The sequence below is a fragment of the Cupriavidus cauae genome, assembly GCF_008632125.1.
Taxonomy (GTDB): Bacteria; Pseudomonadota; Gammaproteobacteria; order Burkholderiales; family Burkholderiaceae; genus Cupriavidus; species Cupriavidus cauae.
Genome location: NZ_VWRN01000053.1, coordinates 30,531 through 43,466, shown reverse-complemented (window position 1 = coordinate 43,466; position 12,936 = coordinate 30,531). Strand labels below are relative to the sequence as shown.

At 68.3% G+C, this 12,936-nt stretch carries 16 protein-coding genes; 8 read left to right on the top strand and 8 right to left on the bottom strand.

Annotated features, from left to right (window positions below):
- Complete coding sequence (locus F1599_RS19165; protein ID WP_149317903.1) at positions 1-1,293, bottom strand: D-amino acid dehydrogenase; 1,293 nt, start codon at positions 1,291-1,293, stop codon at positions 1-3.
- A 109-nt stretch (positions 1,294-1,402) separates the two neighbouring features.
- On the opposite strand from F1599_RS19165, the gene F1599_RS19160 reads away from it, so the two are divergent.
- From F1599_RS19160 to phaZ, 3 genes are all read left to right on the top strand, one after another.
- Positions 1,403-1,906 (top strand): Lrp/AsnC ligand binding domain-containing protein, encoded by a 504-nt coding sequence (locus F1599_RS19160; protein WP_149317904.1) that lies wholly within the window; start codon positions 1,403-1,405, stop codon positions 1,904-1,906.
- Position 1,907: 1 nt separating this feature from the next.
- Complete coding sequence (locus F1599_RS19155) at positions 1,908-3,182, top strand: PA0069 family radical SAM protein (RefSeq protein ID WP_150084142.1); 1,275 nt, start codon at positions 1,908-1,910, stop codon at positions 3,180-3,182.
- A 119-nt stretch (positions 3,183-3,301) separates the two neighbouring features.
- On the top strand, positions 3,302-4,525 hold the full coding sequence (gene phaZ, locus F1599_RS19150) for a polyhydroxyalkanoate depolymerase (RefSeq protein WP_150084141.1): 1,224 nt from the start codon (positions 3,302-3,304) through the stop codon (positions 4,523-4,525).
- A 4-nt stretch (positions 4,526-4,529) separates the two neighbouring features.
- On the opposite strand, the gene F1599_RS19145 is transcribed toward phaZ, so the two are convergent.
- The 5 genes from F1599_RS19145 to F1599_RS19125 all read right to left on the bottom strand — a co-directional run bounded on the left by F1599_RS19145 (position 4,530) and on the right by F1599_RS19125 (position 8,238).
- The gene (locus tag F1599_RS19145; RefSeq protein WP_149317907.1) at positions 4,530-4,748 is read right to left on the bottom strand and encodes a hypothetical protein; all 219 of its coding nucleotides are present in this window, start codon (positions 4,746-4,748) and stop codon (positions 4,530-4,532) included.
- 298 nt (positions 4,749-5,046) lie between these two features.
- A complete protein-coding gene (locus tag F1599_RS19140; protein WP_149317908.1) occupies positions 5,047-5,484 on the bottom strand; it encodes a TM2 domain-containing protein in 438 nt (145 codons plus the stop codon).
- A gap of 436 nt (positions 5,485-5,920) precedes the next feature.
- Positions 5,921-6,130, bottom strand: a complete 210-nt coding sequence (locus F1599_RS19135; protein ID WP_149317909.1) for a hypothetical protein — start codon at positions 6,128-6,130, stop codon at positions 5,921-5,923.
- 388 nt (positions 6,131-6,518) lie between these two features.
- A complete protein-coding gene (locus F1599_RS19130; RefSeq protein WP_150084140.1) occupies positions 6,519-6,923 on the bottom strand; it encodes a hypothetical protein in 405 nt (134 codons plus the stop codon).
- 199 nt (positions 6,924-7,122) lie between these two features.
- A complete protein-coding gene (locus tag F1599_RS19125; RefSeq protein WP_370639566.1) occupies positions 7,123-8,238 on the bottom strand; it encodes a PQQ-dependent sugar dehydrogenase in 1,116 nt (371 codons plus the stop codon).
- Between the two features lie 164 nt (positions 8,239-8,402).
- On the opposite strand from F1599_RS19125, the gene rpsP reads away from it, so the two are divergent.
- From rpsP to rplS, 4 genes are all read left to right on the top strand, one after another.
- Positions 8,403-8,657, top strand: coding sequence for a 30S ribosomal protein S16 (gene rpsP / locus F1599_RS19120; RefSeq protein WP_149317913.1), 255 nt, complete (start codon positions 8,403-8,405; stop codon positions 8,655-8,657).
- 28 nt (positions 8,658-8,685) lie between these two features.
- A complete protein-coding gene (gene rimM, locus F1599_RS19115; RefSeq protein WP_149317914.1) occupies positions 8,686-9,378 on the top strand; it encodes a ribosome maturation factor RimM in 693 nt (230 codons plus the stop codon).
- Between the two features lie 75 nt (positions 9,379-9,453).
- Complete coding sequence (trmD, locus tag F1599_RS19110) at positions 9,454-10,272, top strand: tRNA (guanosine(37)-N1)-methyltransferase TrmD (RefSeq protein WP_150084139.1); 819 nt, start codon at positions 9,454-9,456, stop codon at positions 10,270-10,272.
- A 75-nt stretch (positions 10,273-10,347) separates the two neighbouring features.
- Positions 10,348-10,737 (top strand): 50S ribosomal protein L19, encoded by a 390-nt coding sequence (gene rplS / locus F1599_RS19105; RefSeq protein WP_053821338.1) that lies wholly within the window; start codon positions 10,348-10,350, stop codon positions 10,735-10,737.
- 58 nt (positions 10,738-10,795) lie between these two features.
- Here rplS and F1599_RS25960 read toward each other — a convergent pair whose 3' ends face one another.
- Positions 10,796-10,960: a hypothetical protein gene (locus tag F1599_RS25960; RefSeq protein WP_190286411.1), complete on the bottom strand. Its 165-nt coding sequence runs from the start codon at positions 10,958-10,960 to the stop codon at positions 10,796-10,798.
- A 70-nt stretch (positions 10,961-11,030) separates the two neighbouring features.
- Between F1599_RS25960 and F1599_RS19100 the strand changes: the two genes are divergently transcribed.
- Positions 11,031-11,711, top strand: coding sequence for a CoA pyrophosphatase (locus F1599_RS19100; protein ID WP_149317917.1), 681 nt, complete (start codon positions 11,031-11,033; stop codon positions 11,709-11,711).
- A gap of 36 nt (positions 11,712-11,747) precedes the next feature.
- Here F1599_RS19100 and F1599_RS19095 read toward each other — a convergent pair whose 3' ends face one another.
- Positions 11,748-12,632, bottom strand: a complete 885-nt coding sequence (locus tag F1599_RS19095; protein WP_149317918.1) for a sulfurtransferase — start codon at positions 12,630-12,632, stop codon at positions 11,748-11,750.
- Between the last annotated feature and the right edge of the window lie 304 nt (positions 12,633-12,936).

Below are 12,936 nucleotides of genomic sequence, written 5' to 3'. Positions count from 1 at the left end.
TTATGCCGTGGCGGGACGTGGCACCGGACGCCGATGGGGCTGCTGCAGATAGCGCGCCACCGACAGATCGTCAGCGCGGATCGCCGGGGAGGCGCCGGACACCAGATCGGCCAGCAGCTTGCCGGAGCCGCACGCCATGGTCCAGCCCAGCGTGCCGTGGCCGGTATTGAGCCACAGTCCCTTGACCGGGGTGGGGCCGACGATCGGCGTGCCGTCCGGCGTCATCGGACGCAGGCCGGTCCAGAACGAGGCACGGGCCACGTCGCCGGCACCGGGGAACAGGTCCGTCACCACATGTTCCAGCGTGCGCCGCTTGGCCGGATCGAGCGAACGGTCGTAACCGACGATCTGCGCCATGCCGCCGACGCGGATGCGGTCGTCGAAGCGCGTGATCGCCACCTTGTAGGTCTCGTCCAGCACCGTCGATACCGGGCTGCGCGCCGCGTCGGTCATCGGCACGGTGATCGAGAACCCCTTCAGCGGATAGACCGGAATCCGCACGAAGTCCTTGATGAACGGGGTCGACCAGCTGCCCAGCGCCACCACCACGGCGTCGGCGAAGATCGGCTCGCCGCCGACGATGGCACCGGTCACGGCGGTGCCCTGCGTCATCAGGCTGTCGATCGAACGGTTGTACAGGAACTGCACGCCCAGACCCTGGGCCATGGCCGCCAGCCGCTGGGTGAACAGCTGGCAGTCCCCGGTTTCGTCGTTGGGCAGGCGCAGGCCCCCGGTCAGCTTGTGGCTGACGGCGGCCAGCGCCGGTTCGCTCGCGGCGAGATCCTCGCGCGACAGCAATTGATAGGGCACGCCGGCTTCCTCGAGCACGGCGATGTCCTTGGCCGCGCCTTCGAGCTGCTCGTCGGTGCGGAAGACCTGCAGCGTGCCCTGCTGGCGGCCCTCGTAGGCGATGCCGGTTTCGGCGCGCAGCGCGCGGATGCAGTCGCGGCTGTATTCGGCCAGCCGCACCATGCGCTCCTTGTTGACGGCGTAGCGGTCGGCGCTGCAGTTCATCAGCATCTGCCACATCCACTGCAGCTGGAACAGCGTGCCATCGGGCCGGATCGACAGCGGCGCGTGCTGCTGGAACATCCATTTGATCGCCTTCAGCGGCACGCCGGGCGCCGCCCACGGCGAGGCATAGCCGGGCGAGATCTGCCCGGCATTGGCAAAGCTGGTGCCGAGCGCCGGCGCCGCTTCGCGGTCGATCACGGTGACCTCATGGCCGGCCCTGGCCAGATACCAGGCGCTGGTGACGCCGATCACGCCACTGCCAAGAACGAGAACACGCATTGCGATGGGACCCCAACCAGGATGTCGATTGTATGAAGGTATATCCGCTATGGTATTGGAATCAATCCAGTCATAATTACCGAAAATTTCCAAGAAAAAGGAAAAATTCATGAGAACGACCCGCCAACCGGTACGCGGCCTTGACCGCCTCGATCGCCGCATCCTGGCGCTGCTGCAGGCCGATGGCCGCATCTCGATGAAGGACCTCGCCGAGGCGGTCGGCCTGACCATCACGCCGTGCATCGAGCGGGTCAAGCGGATGGAGCGCGACGGTGTCATCATGGGCTACTACGCCCGCCTGAATCCGGCCCTGCTGGGCAGCGCGCTGCTGGTCTTCGTGGAGATCACGCTGAACAACAAGGCCGGCAACATGTTCGAGCAGTTCCGGCGCGAGGTGCTGCGCATTCCGGAGGTGATGGAATGCCATCTGGTGTCCGGAGACTTCGACTATCTGATCAAGGCGCGCATCCGCGAGATCGGCGAGTATCGCCGGCTGCTCGGCGACATCCTGCTGCAACTGCCGGGCGCCGCGCAGTCCAAGAGTTATGTCGTGATGGAAGAGATCAAGGAGACGCTGGCCATTCCCGTCGACGAGAAGAGCCAGCCTGCATGAGATGAGGGACATTGAGCGCAAGGGGCGCCACCTCGGCCGGCGCGAAGCGGAGCTGCCGGCGGATGACATCCCCGGCGAGCCGGCGCCGTTGCGGCCGTCGCCGCGGCCGCTGAAGGGCCGCGGCGCGGTCAGCAATCTGCAGGGGCGCTTCGAGCGCGATAGCCGCGAGCCCTTCGACGACGGCTGGGGTCCGCCGGAGATCGCCGCGCAGGACGATGCCGCGCGCGGAGAGGGCAGCGAAGCGGGCAGCGAAGGCGCCGCCTTGGAGTCCGCGCCGCCGAAGCTGATCACCCGCGTCACGCAGGAGCAGGCGCGCTCCATCCTCAGCCGCAATGCCTCGCCGGATATTCCGTTTGGCGTTTCGCTGAACCCCTACCGCGGTTGCGAGCACGGCTGCATCTATTGCTTCGCCCGGCCGACGCACGCCTATCTCGACCTGTCTCCGGGGCTGGATTTCGAGACGCAACTGTTCGCCAAGGCCAATGCGGCCGAGCGGCTGCGGGAGGCGCTTTCGCGGCCGTCCTACCAATGCGAGCTGATCGCGCTTGGCGTCAACACCGACGCCTATCAGCCGATCGAACGGACCCAGCGCATCACGCGCGGCGTGCTGGAGGTGCTGCACGAATGCCACCATCCGGTGGCGCTGATCACCAAGTCGTCGCTGATCGAGCGCGACATCGATCTGCTGGCGCCGATGGCCGCCCGGCGCCTCGCGGTGGCGGCGATCACGATCACCACGCTCGATGCCGACATCGCGCGCACGCTGGAGCCGCGCGCCGCCACGCCGTCGCGGCGGCTGCGCACGATCCGTACGCTGTCGGAAGCGGGTATTCCCGTCGCGGTCAGCGTCGCGCCGGTGATTCCCTTCATCACCGAGCCGGACCTGGAGCGGGTGCTCGAGGCCGCGCGCGAGGCGGGGGCGGTCTATGCCAACTACATCGTGCTGCGGCTGCCGTGGGAGGTGGCGCCCCTGTTCCAGCAATGGCTGGAGGCGCATTTCCCCGACCGGGCCGAGCGCGTGATGAATCGCGTTCGCGAGATGCGCGGCGGCAAGGATTACGATTCCGATTTCTCCACGCGCATGCGCGGTACCGGCGTCTGGGCCGACCTGATGCGGCAGCGCTTCCACAAGGCGGCCGATCGCCTGGGCTTTCGCTACCACCGCTTCGATCTGGACACGTCGCAATTCGTCCCGCCCGCGCCGCCGGCCGGCGTGCGACGCGGCGCGCGCGGTGCCCGCAAACCCGAGGACGACGCGCAAGGTTCGCTGTTCTGAACTTGCGGGTTTGTACAAGTCCGGCGCGCTGTCCATAATGGCGGTTCGATCCGCCGCGCACGCCGCCGCGGTTGGCGCACTCGCGCCCCTGACCGCCTCGGCGTCGCCTTGGGGAAGCCATGATCCATCTGATGCAGCAGGGCGGCCGCGCAGCCTTCGATCCGGTCGTGGTGTGGGGCGAACTGACCCAGCAGGCGCTCGCCGCCGGGCCATACCCGCTGGCCGCGGCGTCGCACCGCCGCCGCTTCGAGCACTACTACCGCTGGTTCCAGGCCTGGCTGGGGCCGTTCGGCACGGCGCGCTTCGAGTTCGATGACATCGAGGCCGATGGCGTGCGGATGCCGGTCAGCGAAAGCACCGTGTCGGTGACGCCGTTCTGCACGCTGCGGGCGTTCCAGAGTCCACCACGAACCCGCCGCAAGCCGCGCCCGCGCGTGCTGCTGTGCGCGCCGCTGGCCGGGCATCGCGCGGTGCTGATGCGCGATACCGTGGCCGCGCTGCTGCCGCATGCGGACGTCTACGTCACCGACTGGGCCGATGCGCGCGACGTACCGCGCGACGCCGGCAGCTTCGGCCTCGACGATTACGTGCTGCTGGTGGAGCGTTTCATCCGGCTGCTCGATCCGGCCGGGCTGCATGTGCTGGCGGTCTGCCAGGCGACGGTGCCGGCGCTGGCCGCGGTCTCGCGCGTGGCGCAGGCCGATCGCGCCGAGCCGGCGACGCTGACGCTGATGGGCGGGCCGATCGATCCGCGGCTCGGCCCGACCACGCTCGATCGCGTCGCGGCCACGTTGTCGCTGCCGTGGCTCGAGGCGACCGCGATCGACGTGGTACCAAGCGGTTATGCCGGCGCGGGGCGGCGCATCTATCCGGGCTTCCTGCAATATCCGGCGCTGGTCGCGGCGCAGCCGGATCGCCACGCGACGCTGATGTTCGACTGGCTATGCCGGCGCCAGGCGGCCGATGCCGATACCGCGCGCGAGATCGAGCGCGCGGTCGCGCAATACGGTGCCGTGCTCGACATGACCGCGGAATTCTTCTTCGACACGTTGCGCGTGGTGTTCCAGCAGATGCTGCTGCCCAAGGGGATGTGGCGGGTCGGCGGCGAGATGGTGCGTCCCGACTGCCTGCGGCGCACCCGGCTGCTGACGGTCGAGGGCGATCGCGACGATATTTCGGGACCGGGACAGACGCATGCGGCGCAGGGGCTGTGCAGCGGCCTGCCGACGCGATGCCGCGAACGGCTGACGATCGAGCGCTGCGACCACTATGGTTTGTTCAGCGGCGCACGCTGGCGCGAGACGGTGCATCCCGCCGTGCGCCGCTGGCTGGAGGCGGCCTAGCCGGTTACCGGTTGGGCCGGACAGCGTTCGCCGTGGCAGGGGGCCGCACACCGCCCGGCCGCACGGGGCCTGTCGCCGGCGATCGCGGGGCCATCTCGTCGTCCATCATCCTGCAGGCCAGATCCAGCGCGGCGACGGCATCGTCGTGCGACAGGCCGGACGCGCGCATCAATCTGACGGTCAAGGCGGCCACCCGGCCCACTTCATAGCTGGGAACGTTCATGTCCACTCCTGGAATTCGACCGACCAGTCGCGCACTGCCGGCGAAGCGCCGCGGCGCGCGACGTTGGAAACAACCGGTTCAGTATGGTTGACGAACGCCGGAATGGGGTTGACGTGGATCAGGAAATCGAAGGGCGCACTCGCGGGGTGAACGTATCCGCAGCGTACCCGTGGCGCGTCCGCGCCGTGTCGGTGGCAGCCCGCCGTTCTTGTCGCCCAGCTGAATTCGGCGGCTGAATTCAGCGGCTGAATTCGGCATCTGATTGCAACAGCGGATTTCGTGGGCTGCTTTCAGCAGATCATTGCGACAGCTCGCGTGCCGCTTCCACCTGCGACTCGAAGAAGGTCTGGAAGCTGATGGCCAGCCCCGCCATCAACAGGCCGGTGCCGATCAGCAGCGACAGGATCACCAGGATCACGACCGGCCAGCCGGAGCGGGTCGGTTCGCCATCCGGATTGAAGCGCGCGTCCCAGCGCTCGTCCGGCCGCAGCCCGTAGACGATCGCCGCCAGGAACGCACTGATCACCGAGGCGCCGCCCGCCACCGCGAAGGTCCAGTTCAGCGCGGGCGCGCCGACGTGCAGCACCATCGAGGCGATGCCCAGCGCGCCGGCCAGCGTGGCAAGCAGGTGCAGCCAGCCATAGCGGTCGCGCAGGCCGCCGAGATAGAAGCGGTGCGCGCCGAGGCTGCCGAGCAGAAAAGCCAGCGCCACGGTCAGCAGCTTCGACTTGCGCATCGGCGCGCGATCCGTGCCGGTGGCGGCGGCGGGGGAGGCTGACGAGACGGGCGAAGCAGAGGACGGAGCGGCGGACATGGGCGTGAACGTGGGAAGGGAAAACCTGCCGGAAGGCGACCGGGATCGGAACCAAACCCAGCACCGAGATCAGCATCGAAATCAGCACCGGAATCAGCACCGGAATCAGCACCGGAATCAGCACCGGAATCAGCACCGGAATCAGCACCGGAATCAGCACCGGAATCAGCACCGGAACGGCGGCCGAGACTGCGACCGGACCATACGATGGAAGCGGGCAGTGCAGCGCACATTGTACGCCGCACCGCCCGCTTCGATGACCCAGTTGAAGGCCGGCGGATCGTGGCTTTCGATCACCGGCCGGGGGCGCTGGTGCAAAACCTGCGATGTCCTGTCTTGCAGCAGCGTCCGATTGCCGTCAGCGCGGCGCGTTCGACACGACGCCCAGCAGGACGCCGAGATTGGTTTCGCCGTACAGCACGGCGGCCAGAATTCCCATGAACAGCACGGTCAGAGTGAGCTGGCCCGCGTGTCGAGCCAGGTCGGTCAGCATGGATAGCATACGAACCTCGTCGGTTGGTTGGACGAAGGCCGCGCCCATCGCGACACGATCCGAAGGAAAGGGCATGTCAGTGTGCGTTCGCCGCCTGCGATCGACGGCACGCTGCTGAACACCGGTCAGCGCCGGGCGGCAGCCAGGTGGCGGCGCAGCTTCTGCCGCCACGAGCTATTTGACCTTGCAAAGGAGGGGAAAGTTCCGGCGCGGGCTTCTGACGCCATCGCGATCGGCGAAGGCGCTTGCCAGCCGCCGCAACGGGCGACGGCGAACGGCGGCGACGAACGGCAAAGCGCGAACGGCAAAGCGCGAACGGCAAAGCGCGAACGGCAAAGGGCGAACGGCAAAGGGCGAACGGCAGTAGCAAGCCTGCGACGGGCCGCGCGACAAAAACGCGCGACGGCAAGCGTCATCGCAGCGCCGTCGCCGTTTCAAACGATAAAGCGGGGAAGTATCCGGACTAGCGGGTGGTTTCCCGACCCGAACCTTGCCAGCCCGGTCCGACATTGGCGGGGCGGTTGTCGCCGGACACGCTGCTGCCGTTCTGCGCGCTGCGCTCGGAAGTCTGGGTACGTTCGGGCGCGCCGCGGTCGCTGGGCGGGTTGGGGCGCCCGTTCAGCCGGCTGTCGGCGCGTGCTCGGGCTTCCATCCGCTCGATCTGCGCACGCACATGGTCCGGGCTCTCGGCACGCATCACGGTGCGCTCCATGCCGGTCGGCAGCAGCCGCGCCCCGAAGCCGTCCCGCATGTCGGCGCCCTGCCGCGACCAGCCGCCCTGAGCATGGCTCAGGGCCGCAAGGCCGAGCACCGACGCCACCAGCACGGTGGCGGCCGCGGCGTCGCGCAGGAGAGAGCGGAAAAGCATGCGGAATCCCAGAGCCTTCGCTTGCTGTCGTTGTCGAGAAGATTGGGATCATGGTACGCAGCGCTGCCAGCAGGCGCCTATGCCAATCCCGTTACCGGTGTAACGGATTGTTTCGCTTGCGAATGCGGTCTGTTCTCATCTTCGGCGACGCCTGCGCGAGCGTTGCCCGAGGCGGTGCGCGGGCGGTCGCCGCGCGTCGCTAGGGCGCATAGCGGATGCGGTAGATCGCGCCGGCCATATCGTCGCTGACCAGCAACGAACCGTCGGGCGCGACCTCGACATCGGCCGGTCTGCCCCACGGTTGACCGTCCTGCAGCCAGCCCTGGGCGAACACCTCCTGCCTGACCGCCTTGCCGCTGTCGTCGAGCACCACGCGCGTGATGCGATAACCGATGCGCTCGCTGCGGTTCCAGCTGCCGTGCTCCGCAATGAAGATGTTGTTGCGATATTCGGCGGGGAACTGCGTGCCGGTGTAGAAGCGCATGCCCAGCGCCGCCACGTGCGGGCCGAGCCGGGCCACCGGTGGCTCGAACGACGAGCAGGGCCGCTGCTTGCCGAATTCGGGATCGCGCAGGTCGCCGGCGTGGCAATACGGAAAGCCGAAGTGCATGCCCGCGCGCGGGGCCCGGTTCAGTTCGTCCGGCGGCTGGTCGTCGCCGAGCCAGTCGCGGCCGTTGTCGGTGAACCACAGCTCGCCTGTGGTCGGATGCCAGTCGAAGCCGACCGTGTTGCGCACGCCTTTGGCCACGACCTGCAGGTCCGAGCCATCCGGCTTCATCTTCATCACGTTGGCGTAGCGGCCCTCGTCGCGCGCGCAGACATTGCACGGCGCGCCGATCGGCACGTACAGGTAGCCGTCGGGGCCGAAGGCGATGAAACGCCCGCCGTGGTGGGTCTCGCTGGGCAGCTGGTTGTTGATGACGACCGGCTTGGGCGGGTTGGACAGGCGCTGTTCGATGCCGTCCAGGCGCAGGATGCGCGAGACCGAGGAGGTATAGAGCGCGCCGTCGCGCCAGGCCACGCCGATCGGCAGCGTCAGGCCGCTGGCGACGGTGTGGACCACCGGCTTGCCGCTCAGCGGCGCCTGTACCGCGTAGACCTTGCCGGCGCCGCGGCTGCCGACGTACAGTGTGCCGCCCGGCGAAAAGGTCATGCCGCGCGCTTCCGGCACGGCGTCGGTCAGCCGCTCGATGCGAAAGCCCGGCGGCAGCTGGATCTGCTCGAGCGATTCGGCGTGCGCGGCTGGCGTGATCGCCTGGGACAGCAGGGCGGCAAGCCCGGCCAGGACGGTGGAAAAGTGACTAAGGTAGCGCACGACCCCTCCTGCGTTTGGTGTTTTTGCCACGATGCCGAGGCGTGACGCGGCCGTCAATTGGCCTGCCCCGCCGTCGGCCACCCTAAGTGTTTGTTTGGCCTCAGTATTTGGGCTATACTCTTGCGTTTCGTGTTCGCACACCCCGTTTTTCGAGGAATTCACCCATGGTCGTAATCCGTCTGGCCCGTGGCGGCAGCAAGAAGCGCCCGTTCTTCAATATCGTTGCAGCCGACTCGCGCAACCGCCGCGACGGCCGTTTCATCGAGCGTATCGGCTTCTACAACCCGCTGGCTTCGCAAGGCGAAGAAGGTCTGCGCCTGGCGCAAGACCGCCTGACCTACTGGCAAGGCGTTGGCGCCCAACTGTCGCCGACCGTTGCCCGTCTGGTCAAGCAGAACGCCGCCAAGGCCGCTGCCTGATTTACGCTGCCGCTACCGGTAGTCTGCCGTGACCACGTCCGCGCGCGGCGCGCAACGGCGGCCGTTGAACGTGCCGCCCGGTGCCACCGGGCCCGGAACAGGGACCGGCACGCCACGCGAGGCCCGCATCCCGGCCGCGCTGGTGTATGGGCAGGCCCTGCCCGACGACCTGATCGAGGTCGGCTATGTCGCCGCGGCCTATGGCGTGCGCGGCTGGATCAAGGTCCAGCCCCATGCGCAGGATGCCGGCGCCTTGCTGCATGCGCGGCGCTGGTGGCTGCTGCAGCCCGAGGCTCCGGCTTCGCGGCCGGTGGCCCAGTCGGCGGCCCGCGAAGCGGGGCCGCTGTGCCTGAAGATCGCGCAGTCGCGCGAGCATAGCGGCACCGTGGTGGCGCAGGCGTCCGGTGTGGCGGACCGCAATCTGGCCGAGGCGCTCAAGGGGCGTCGCGTCTGGATCCGGCGCGAGGATTTCCCCGCGCCCGAAGAGAACGAGTTTTACTGGGTCGATCTGATCGGCTGCACGGTGAGCAACGAGCAGGGCGAAGCCCTGGGCGAAGTCGCCGGGCTGATCGACAACGGCGCCCACCAGATCCTGCAGGTTGCCTACGCGCTGCCGGACGGCAAGCCCGGCGAGCGTCTGATTCCCTTCGTCGACGCCTATCTGCGGCACGTCGATATCGAGGCGCGGCGCATCGTGGTGGACTGGGGGCTGGACTACTAGCCGCCGCAGCAAAAGCAGCAACAGCAGCAAGGCAAGGGCAAGGCAACGGCAGGCAACGGAACAGGAGTGAGACCGATGCAGTTCGACGTGATCACGCTGTTCCCGGAGATGTTCCGCGCGCTGACCGACTGGGGCATCACCAGCCGGGCCGCCAAGCAGCAGCGCTATACGCTGCGCAGCTGGAATCCGCGGGACTTCACCACGGACAACTACCGCACCATCGACGACCGTCCCTATGGGGGCGGACCGGGCATGGTGATGCTGGCCAGGCCGCTGGAGGACGCGATCGACGCCGCCGTCGCGGCGCAGGCCGATGCCTTTGCCGGTGCCGGTGCCGATCCAGGTACCGGCGACGGTGCCAGCGCCTCCCACGTGGTGCTGATGTCGCCGCAGGGCGCGCCGCTGACGCACGCCAAGGTGGTCGAGCTGGCGCGGCGTCCCGGTCTGGTGCTGATCTGCGGCCGCTACGAGGCGATCGACCAGCGCCTGATCGACCGTCGCGTCGACGAGGAAATCAGCCTCGGCGATTTCGTGCTGTCGGGCGGCGAGCTGCCGGCGATGGCGCTGATCGACGCGGTGGTGCGTCTGCTGCCCGGCGTGCTGGGCGACGCGCAGTCGGCGGTGCAGGACAGCTTCGTCAACGGGCTGCTCGATTGTCCGCATTACACGCGGCCCGAGGAATACGAAGGCATGCGGGTCCCCGAGATACTGCTCGGCGGCCATCATGCCGAGATCGAAAAATGGCGGCGCCACCAGGCGCTGGCCAATACGGCGCGCAAGCGGCCCGACCTGATCGAGTCCGCGCGCCGCCAAGGTTTGCTGACCAAGGCCGACGAGAAATTCCTGTCGGAGTGGGCGGCGAAGGAAGGGCGGGGGCAAGCCTCCGCCAGTTGAAACCCCATCCTCTGTCGGGGCCACGCCAGAAGGCGAGGCATGCAACGCCGTCACGATGGCACAGGAGAAGAAACGATGAACATCATCGAGCAGATCGAGAAGGAAGAGATCGCGCGTCTGACCGCGAACAAGACCATCCCCGCATTCGCGCCGGGCGACACCGTTGTCGTCAACGTGAACGTGGTCGAAGGCAACCGCAAGCGCGTGCAGGCCTACGAAGGCGTGGTGATCGCCAAGCGCAACCGTGGCCTGAATTCGTCCTTCATCGTGCGCAAGATCTCGTCGGGTGAGGGCGTGGAGCGTACGTTCCAGCTGTACTCGCCGCTGATCGCCGGCATCGAAGTCAAGCGCCGCGGCGATGTGCGCCGCGCCAAGCTGTACTATCTGCGCCAGCGTTCGGGCAAGTCCGCTCGCATCAAGGAAAAGCTCGTCACCAAGGCCTCCAAGGTCGCGGCTGCCGAGTAAGACGCAGCGCCTGGCCGGCACGCCGGCCGGAGCGATGGACGGGGTTCGCGCTCCGTCTTCAAGGGCACCTTCGGGTGCCCTTTTTGCATGGTGGCCGCAGGGTGACGGCATGGGGCATGCGTGCGGCCAGCATGCCGAGCCCGCTGCATACGCCAAGCACGCCGAGCCCGCCGAGCCCGCCGAGCACGCCGAACATGCCGAGCACGCCGAACATGCCCGGCATGCCGGACGCGCCTCGCATGCCGCCGGCCCCGCCGATGCCCCGCGGCGAGGTCTGTCATACTTGTGCCGCTATGCGCCCCGCCTTCGATCCCGAATCGCTGCCGATCGTCTCGGTCGACAGCCAGCACCCACCGCTTTCCGAGCCGCGCCTGCGGCCGGACTTCATCCGCCATCGCTTCCTGACTCCGCCGGCCTGGCAGCCGGAGCTGACCGACGAGTCGCGCGCCTACGACCCCAAGCAGAGCCTGCGCGACGCCGCGGTGCTGGTGCCGCTGGTGCAGCGCGCCGACGGCCTGACCGTGCTGCTGACGCAGCGCAATGCGAACCTGAGCGCCCACGCGGGGCAGATCAGCTTTCCGGGCGGCCGCTGGGAGCCCGAGGACATCAATCGGGTCGCCACCGCGCTGCGGGAAACGGAGGAAGAGATCGGGCTGGACCGGGATTACGTCGAGGTGCTGGGCGCGCTGCCGGACTACATCACCGGCACGGGCTTCCATGTCAGTCCGGTGGTAGGCCTGGTGCGCGACGGCTTCGCGCTGCGCCCCGATGCGCGCGAGGTGGCCGATGTGTTCGAGGTGCCGCTGGCCTTCCTGATGGACCCGTCGCACCACCAGCGGCGGCTGTTCCGCTGGGTCGACGGCGAGCGGATGTTCTATGCGATGCCGTATCCGCGCGAAGGCGGGGGACATCGCTTCATCTGGGGTGCGACCGCGGGCATGCTGCGCAATCTGTACCATCTGCTGGCGGCCTAGCGCACAGCCGCATCCCTGACGACGGCGAGGCGCCGATCAGGCCTGCGCCGCTTTCCCTTCCTGCTTCGATTCGGACTCGCCCTGCGCCGCGCGCTGCGGATGGCAGTGCGGACAGCTGACGCCGACCACATAGTGCGGGCTCTGCTGCTCCTCCGGCGTGACCACCGCACGGCAGGCAAAGCACTGCTTGGGTCCGGCCGGTTGCAGCTCGGGATTGAGCGCGGTGCGGTAGTCGAAGACGAAGCAGTCGCCGCGATAGTGGCTCCCGCCGACCTCCTCGAAGTACTTCAGGATGCCGCCCTCGAGCTGATAGACGCGCTCGATGCCGGCCTGCTGCATGTGGATCGCGCCCTTCTCGCAGCGGATGCCGCCGGTGCAGAACGACACCACGGTCTTGCCGGCGAACTCGTCCTTGTGCTCCGCCACCACGGCCGGGAAGTCGCTGAACTTCTGCAGCCCGTAGTCGACCGCCTGCTCGAAGGTGCCGACCGCGACCTCGAAGGCGTTGCGCGTGTCGAGCATCACCACCGGCCGGCCTTCGTCGTCATGGCCCTGGTCGAGCCAGCGCTTGAGGTCGGCAGGGCGCACCGACGGCGCGCGGCCTTCCTCGGGCCGGATCAGCGGCATCTTCATCGTGATGATCTCGCGCTTGATCCGCACCAGCATCCGCTTGAATGGCTGGGTCTCCGACAGGCTCTCCTTCGGCTCCAGATCGGCGAAGCGCGGATCGGCGCGCAGCCAGCCCACCACATCGTCGATGCCTTCGCGGCTGCCCGCCAGGAACAGGTTGATCCCTTCCGGGGCGAGCAGCACGGTGCCCTTGAGCGCGGCCGCCTCGCAGCGCTCGCGCAAGGCGGCGCGCAGCGTCTCGATGTCGTTCAGCGTGACGAACTTGTAGGCGGAAATATTGACGATCTGCATGGACTGCGGAGCACGGCGTGGCGGGATGGGGCGCGTGCGGGGATCGGTCCGCGCGTCGCGCGGCGCCGTGGGCATCGCGTGCCGCCATGACTGCCTGATGGGAAACACGAAATTATAGCGGGTCGGCCCGGCGCGCGGGATCGCGCCCGACCACCGCCCCCAACCACAGCCCCCAGCCACAGCCCCCAGCCACAGCCCCCAGCCACAGCCCCCAGCCACAGCCCCCAGCCACAGCCCCCAGCCACAGCCCCCAGCCACAGCCCCCACCCACAGCACCCACCCACCGCACGCAGCCACCGCACCC

Coding starts and splice junctions, on each gene's coding strand:
- F1599_RS19165 (WP_149317903.1), bottom strand. CDS start 1,293: ATGCGTGTTCTCGTTCTTGGCAGTGGCGTGATCGGCGTCACCAGCGCC.
- F1599_RS19160 (WP_149317904.1), top strand. CDS start 1,403: ATGAGAACGACCCGCCAACCGGTACGCGGCCTTGACCGCCTCGATCGC.
- F1599_RS19155 (WP_150084142.1), top strand. CDS start 1,908: ATGAGGGACATTGAGCGCAAGGGGCGCCACCTCGGCCGGCGCGAAGCG.
- phaZ (WP_150084141.1), top strand. CDS start 3,302: ATGATCCATCTGATGCAGCAGGGCGGCCGCGCAGCCTTCGATCCGGTC.
- F1599_RS19145 (WP_149317907.1), bottom strand. CDS start 4,748: ATGAACGTTCCCAGCTATGAAGTGGGCCGGGTGGCCGCCTTGACCGTC.
- F1599_RS19140 (WP_149317908.1), bottom strand. CDS start 5,484: ATGCGCAAGTCGAAGCTGCTGACCGTGGCGCTGGCTTTTCTGCTCGGC.
- F1599_RS19135 (WP_149317909.1), bottom strand. CDS start 6,130: ATGCCCTTTCCTTCGGATCGTGTCGCGATGGGCGCGGCCTTCGTCCAA.
- F1599_RS19130 (WP_150084140.1), bottom strand. CDS start 6,923: ATGCTTTTCCGCTCTCTCCTGCGCGACGCCGCGGCCGCCACCGTGCTG.
- rpsP (WP_149317913.1), top strand. CDS start 8,403: ATGGTCGTAATCCGTCTGGCCCGTGGCGGCAGCAAGAAGCGCCCGTTC.
- trmD (WP_150084139.1), top strand. CDS start 9,454: ATGCAGTTCGACGTGATCACGCTGTTCCCGGAGATGTTCCGCGCGCTG.
- rplS (WP_053821338.1), top strand. CDS start 10,348: ATGAACATCATCGAGCAGATCGAGAAGGAAGAGATCGCGCGTCTGACC.
- F1599_RS25960 (WP_190286411.1), bottom strand. CDS start 10,960: ATGCCGGGCATGTTCGGCGTGCTCGGCATGTTCGGCGTGCTCGGCGGG.
- F1599_RS19100 (WP_149317917.1), top strand. CDS start 11,031: ATGCGCCCCGCCTTCGATCCCGAATCGCTGCCGATCGTCTCGGTCGAC.
- F1599_RS19095 (WP_149317918.1), bottom strand. CDS start 12,632: ATGCAGATCGTCAATATTTCCGCCTACAAGTTCGTCACGCTGAACGAC.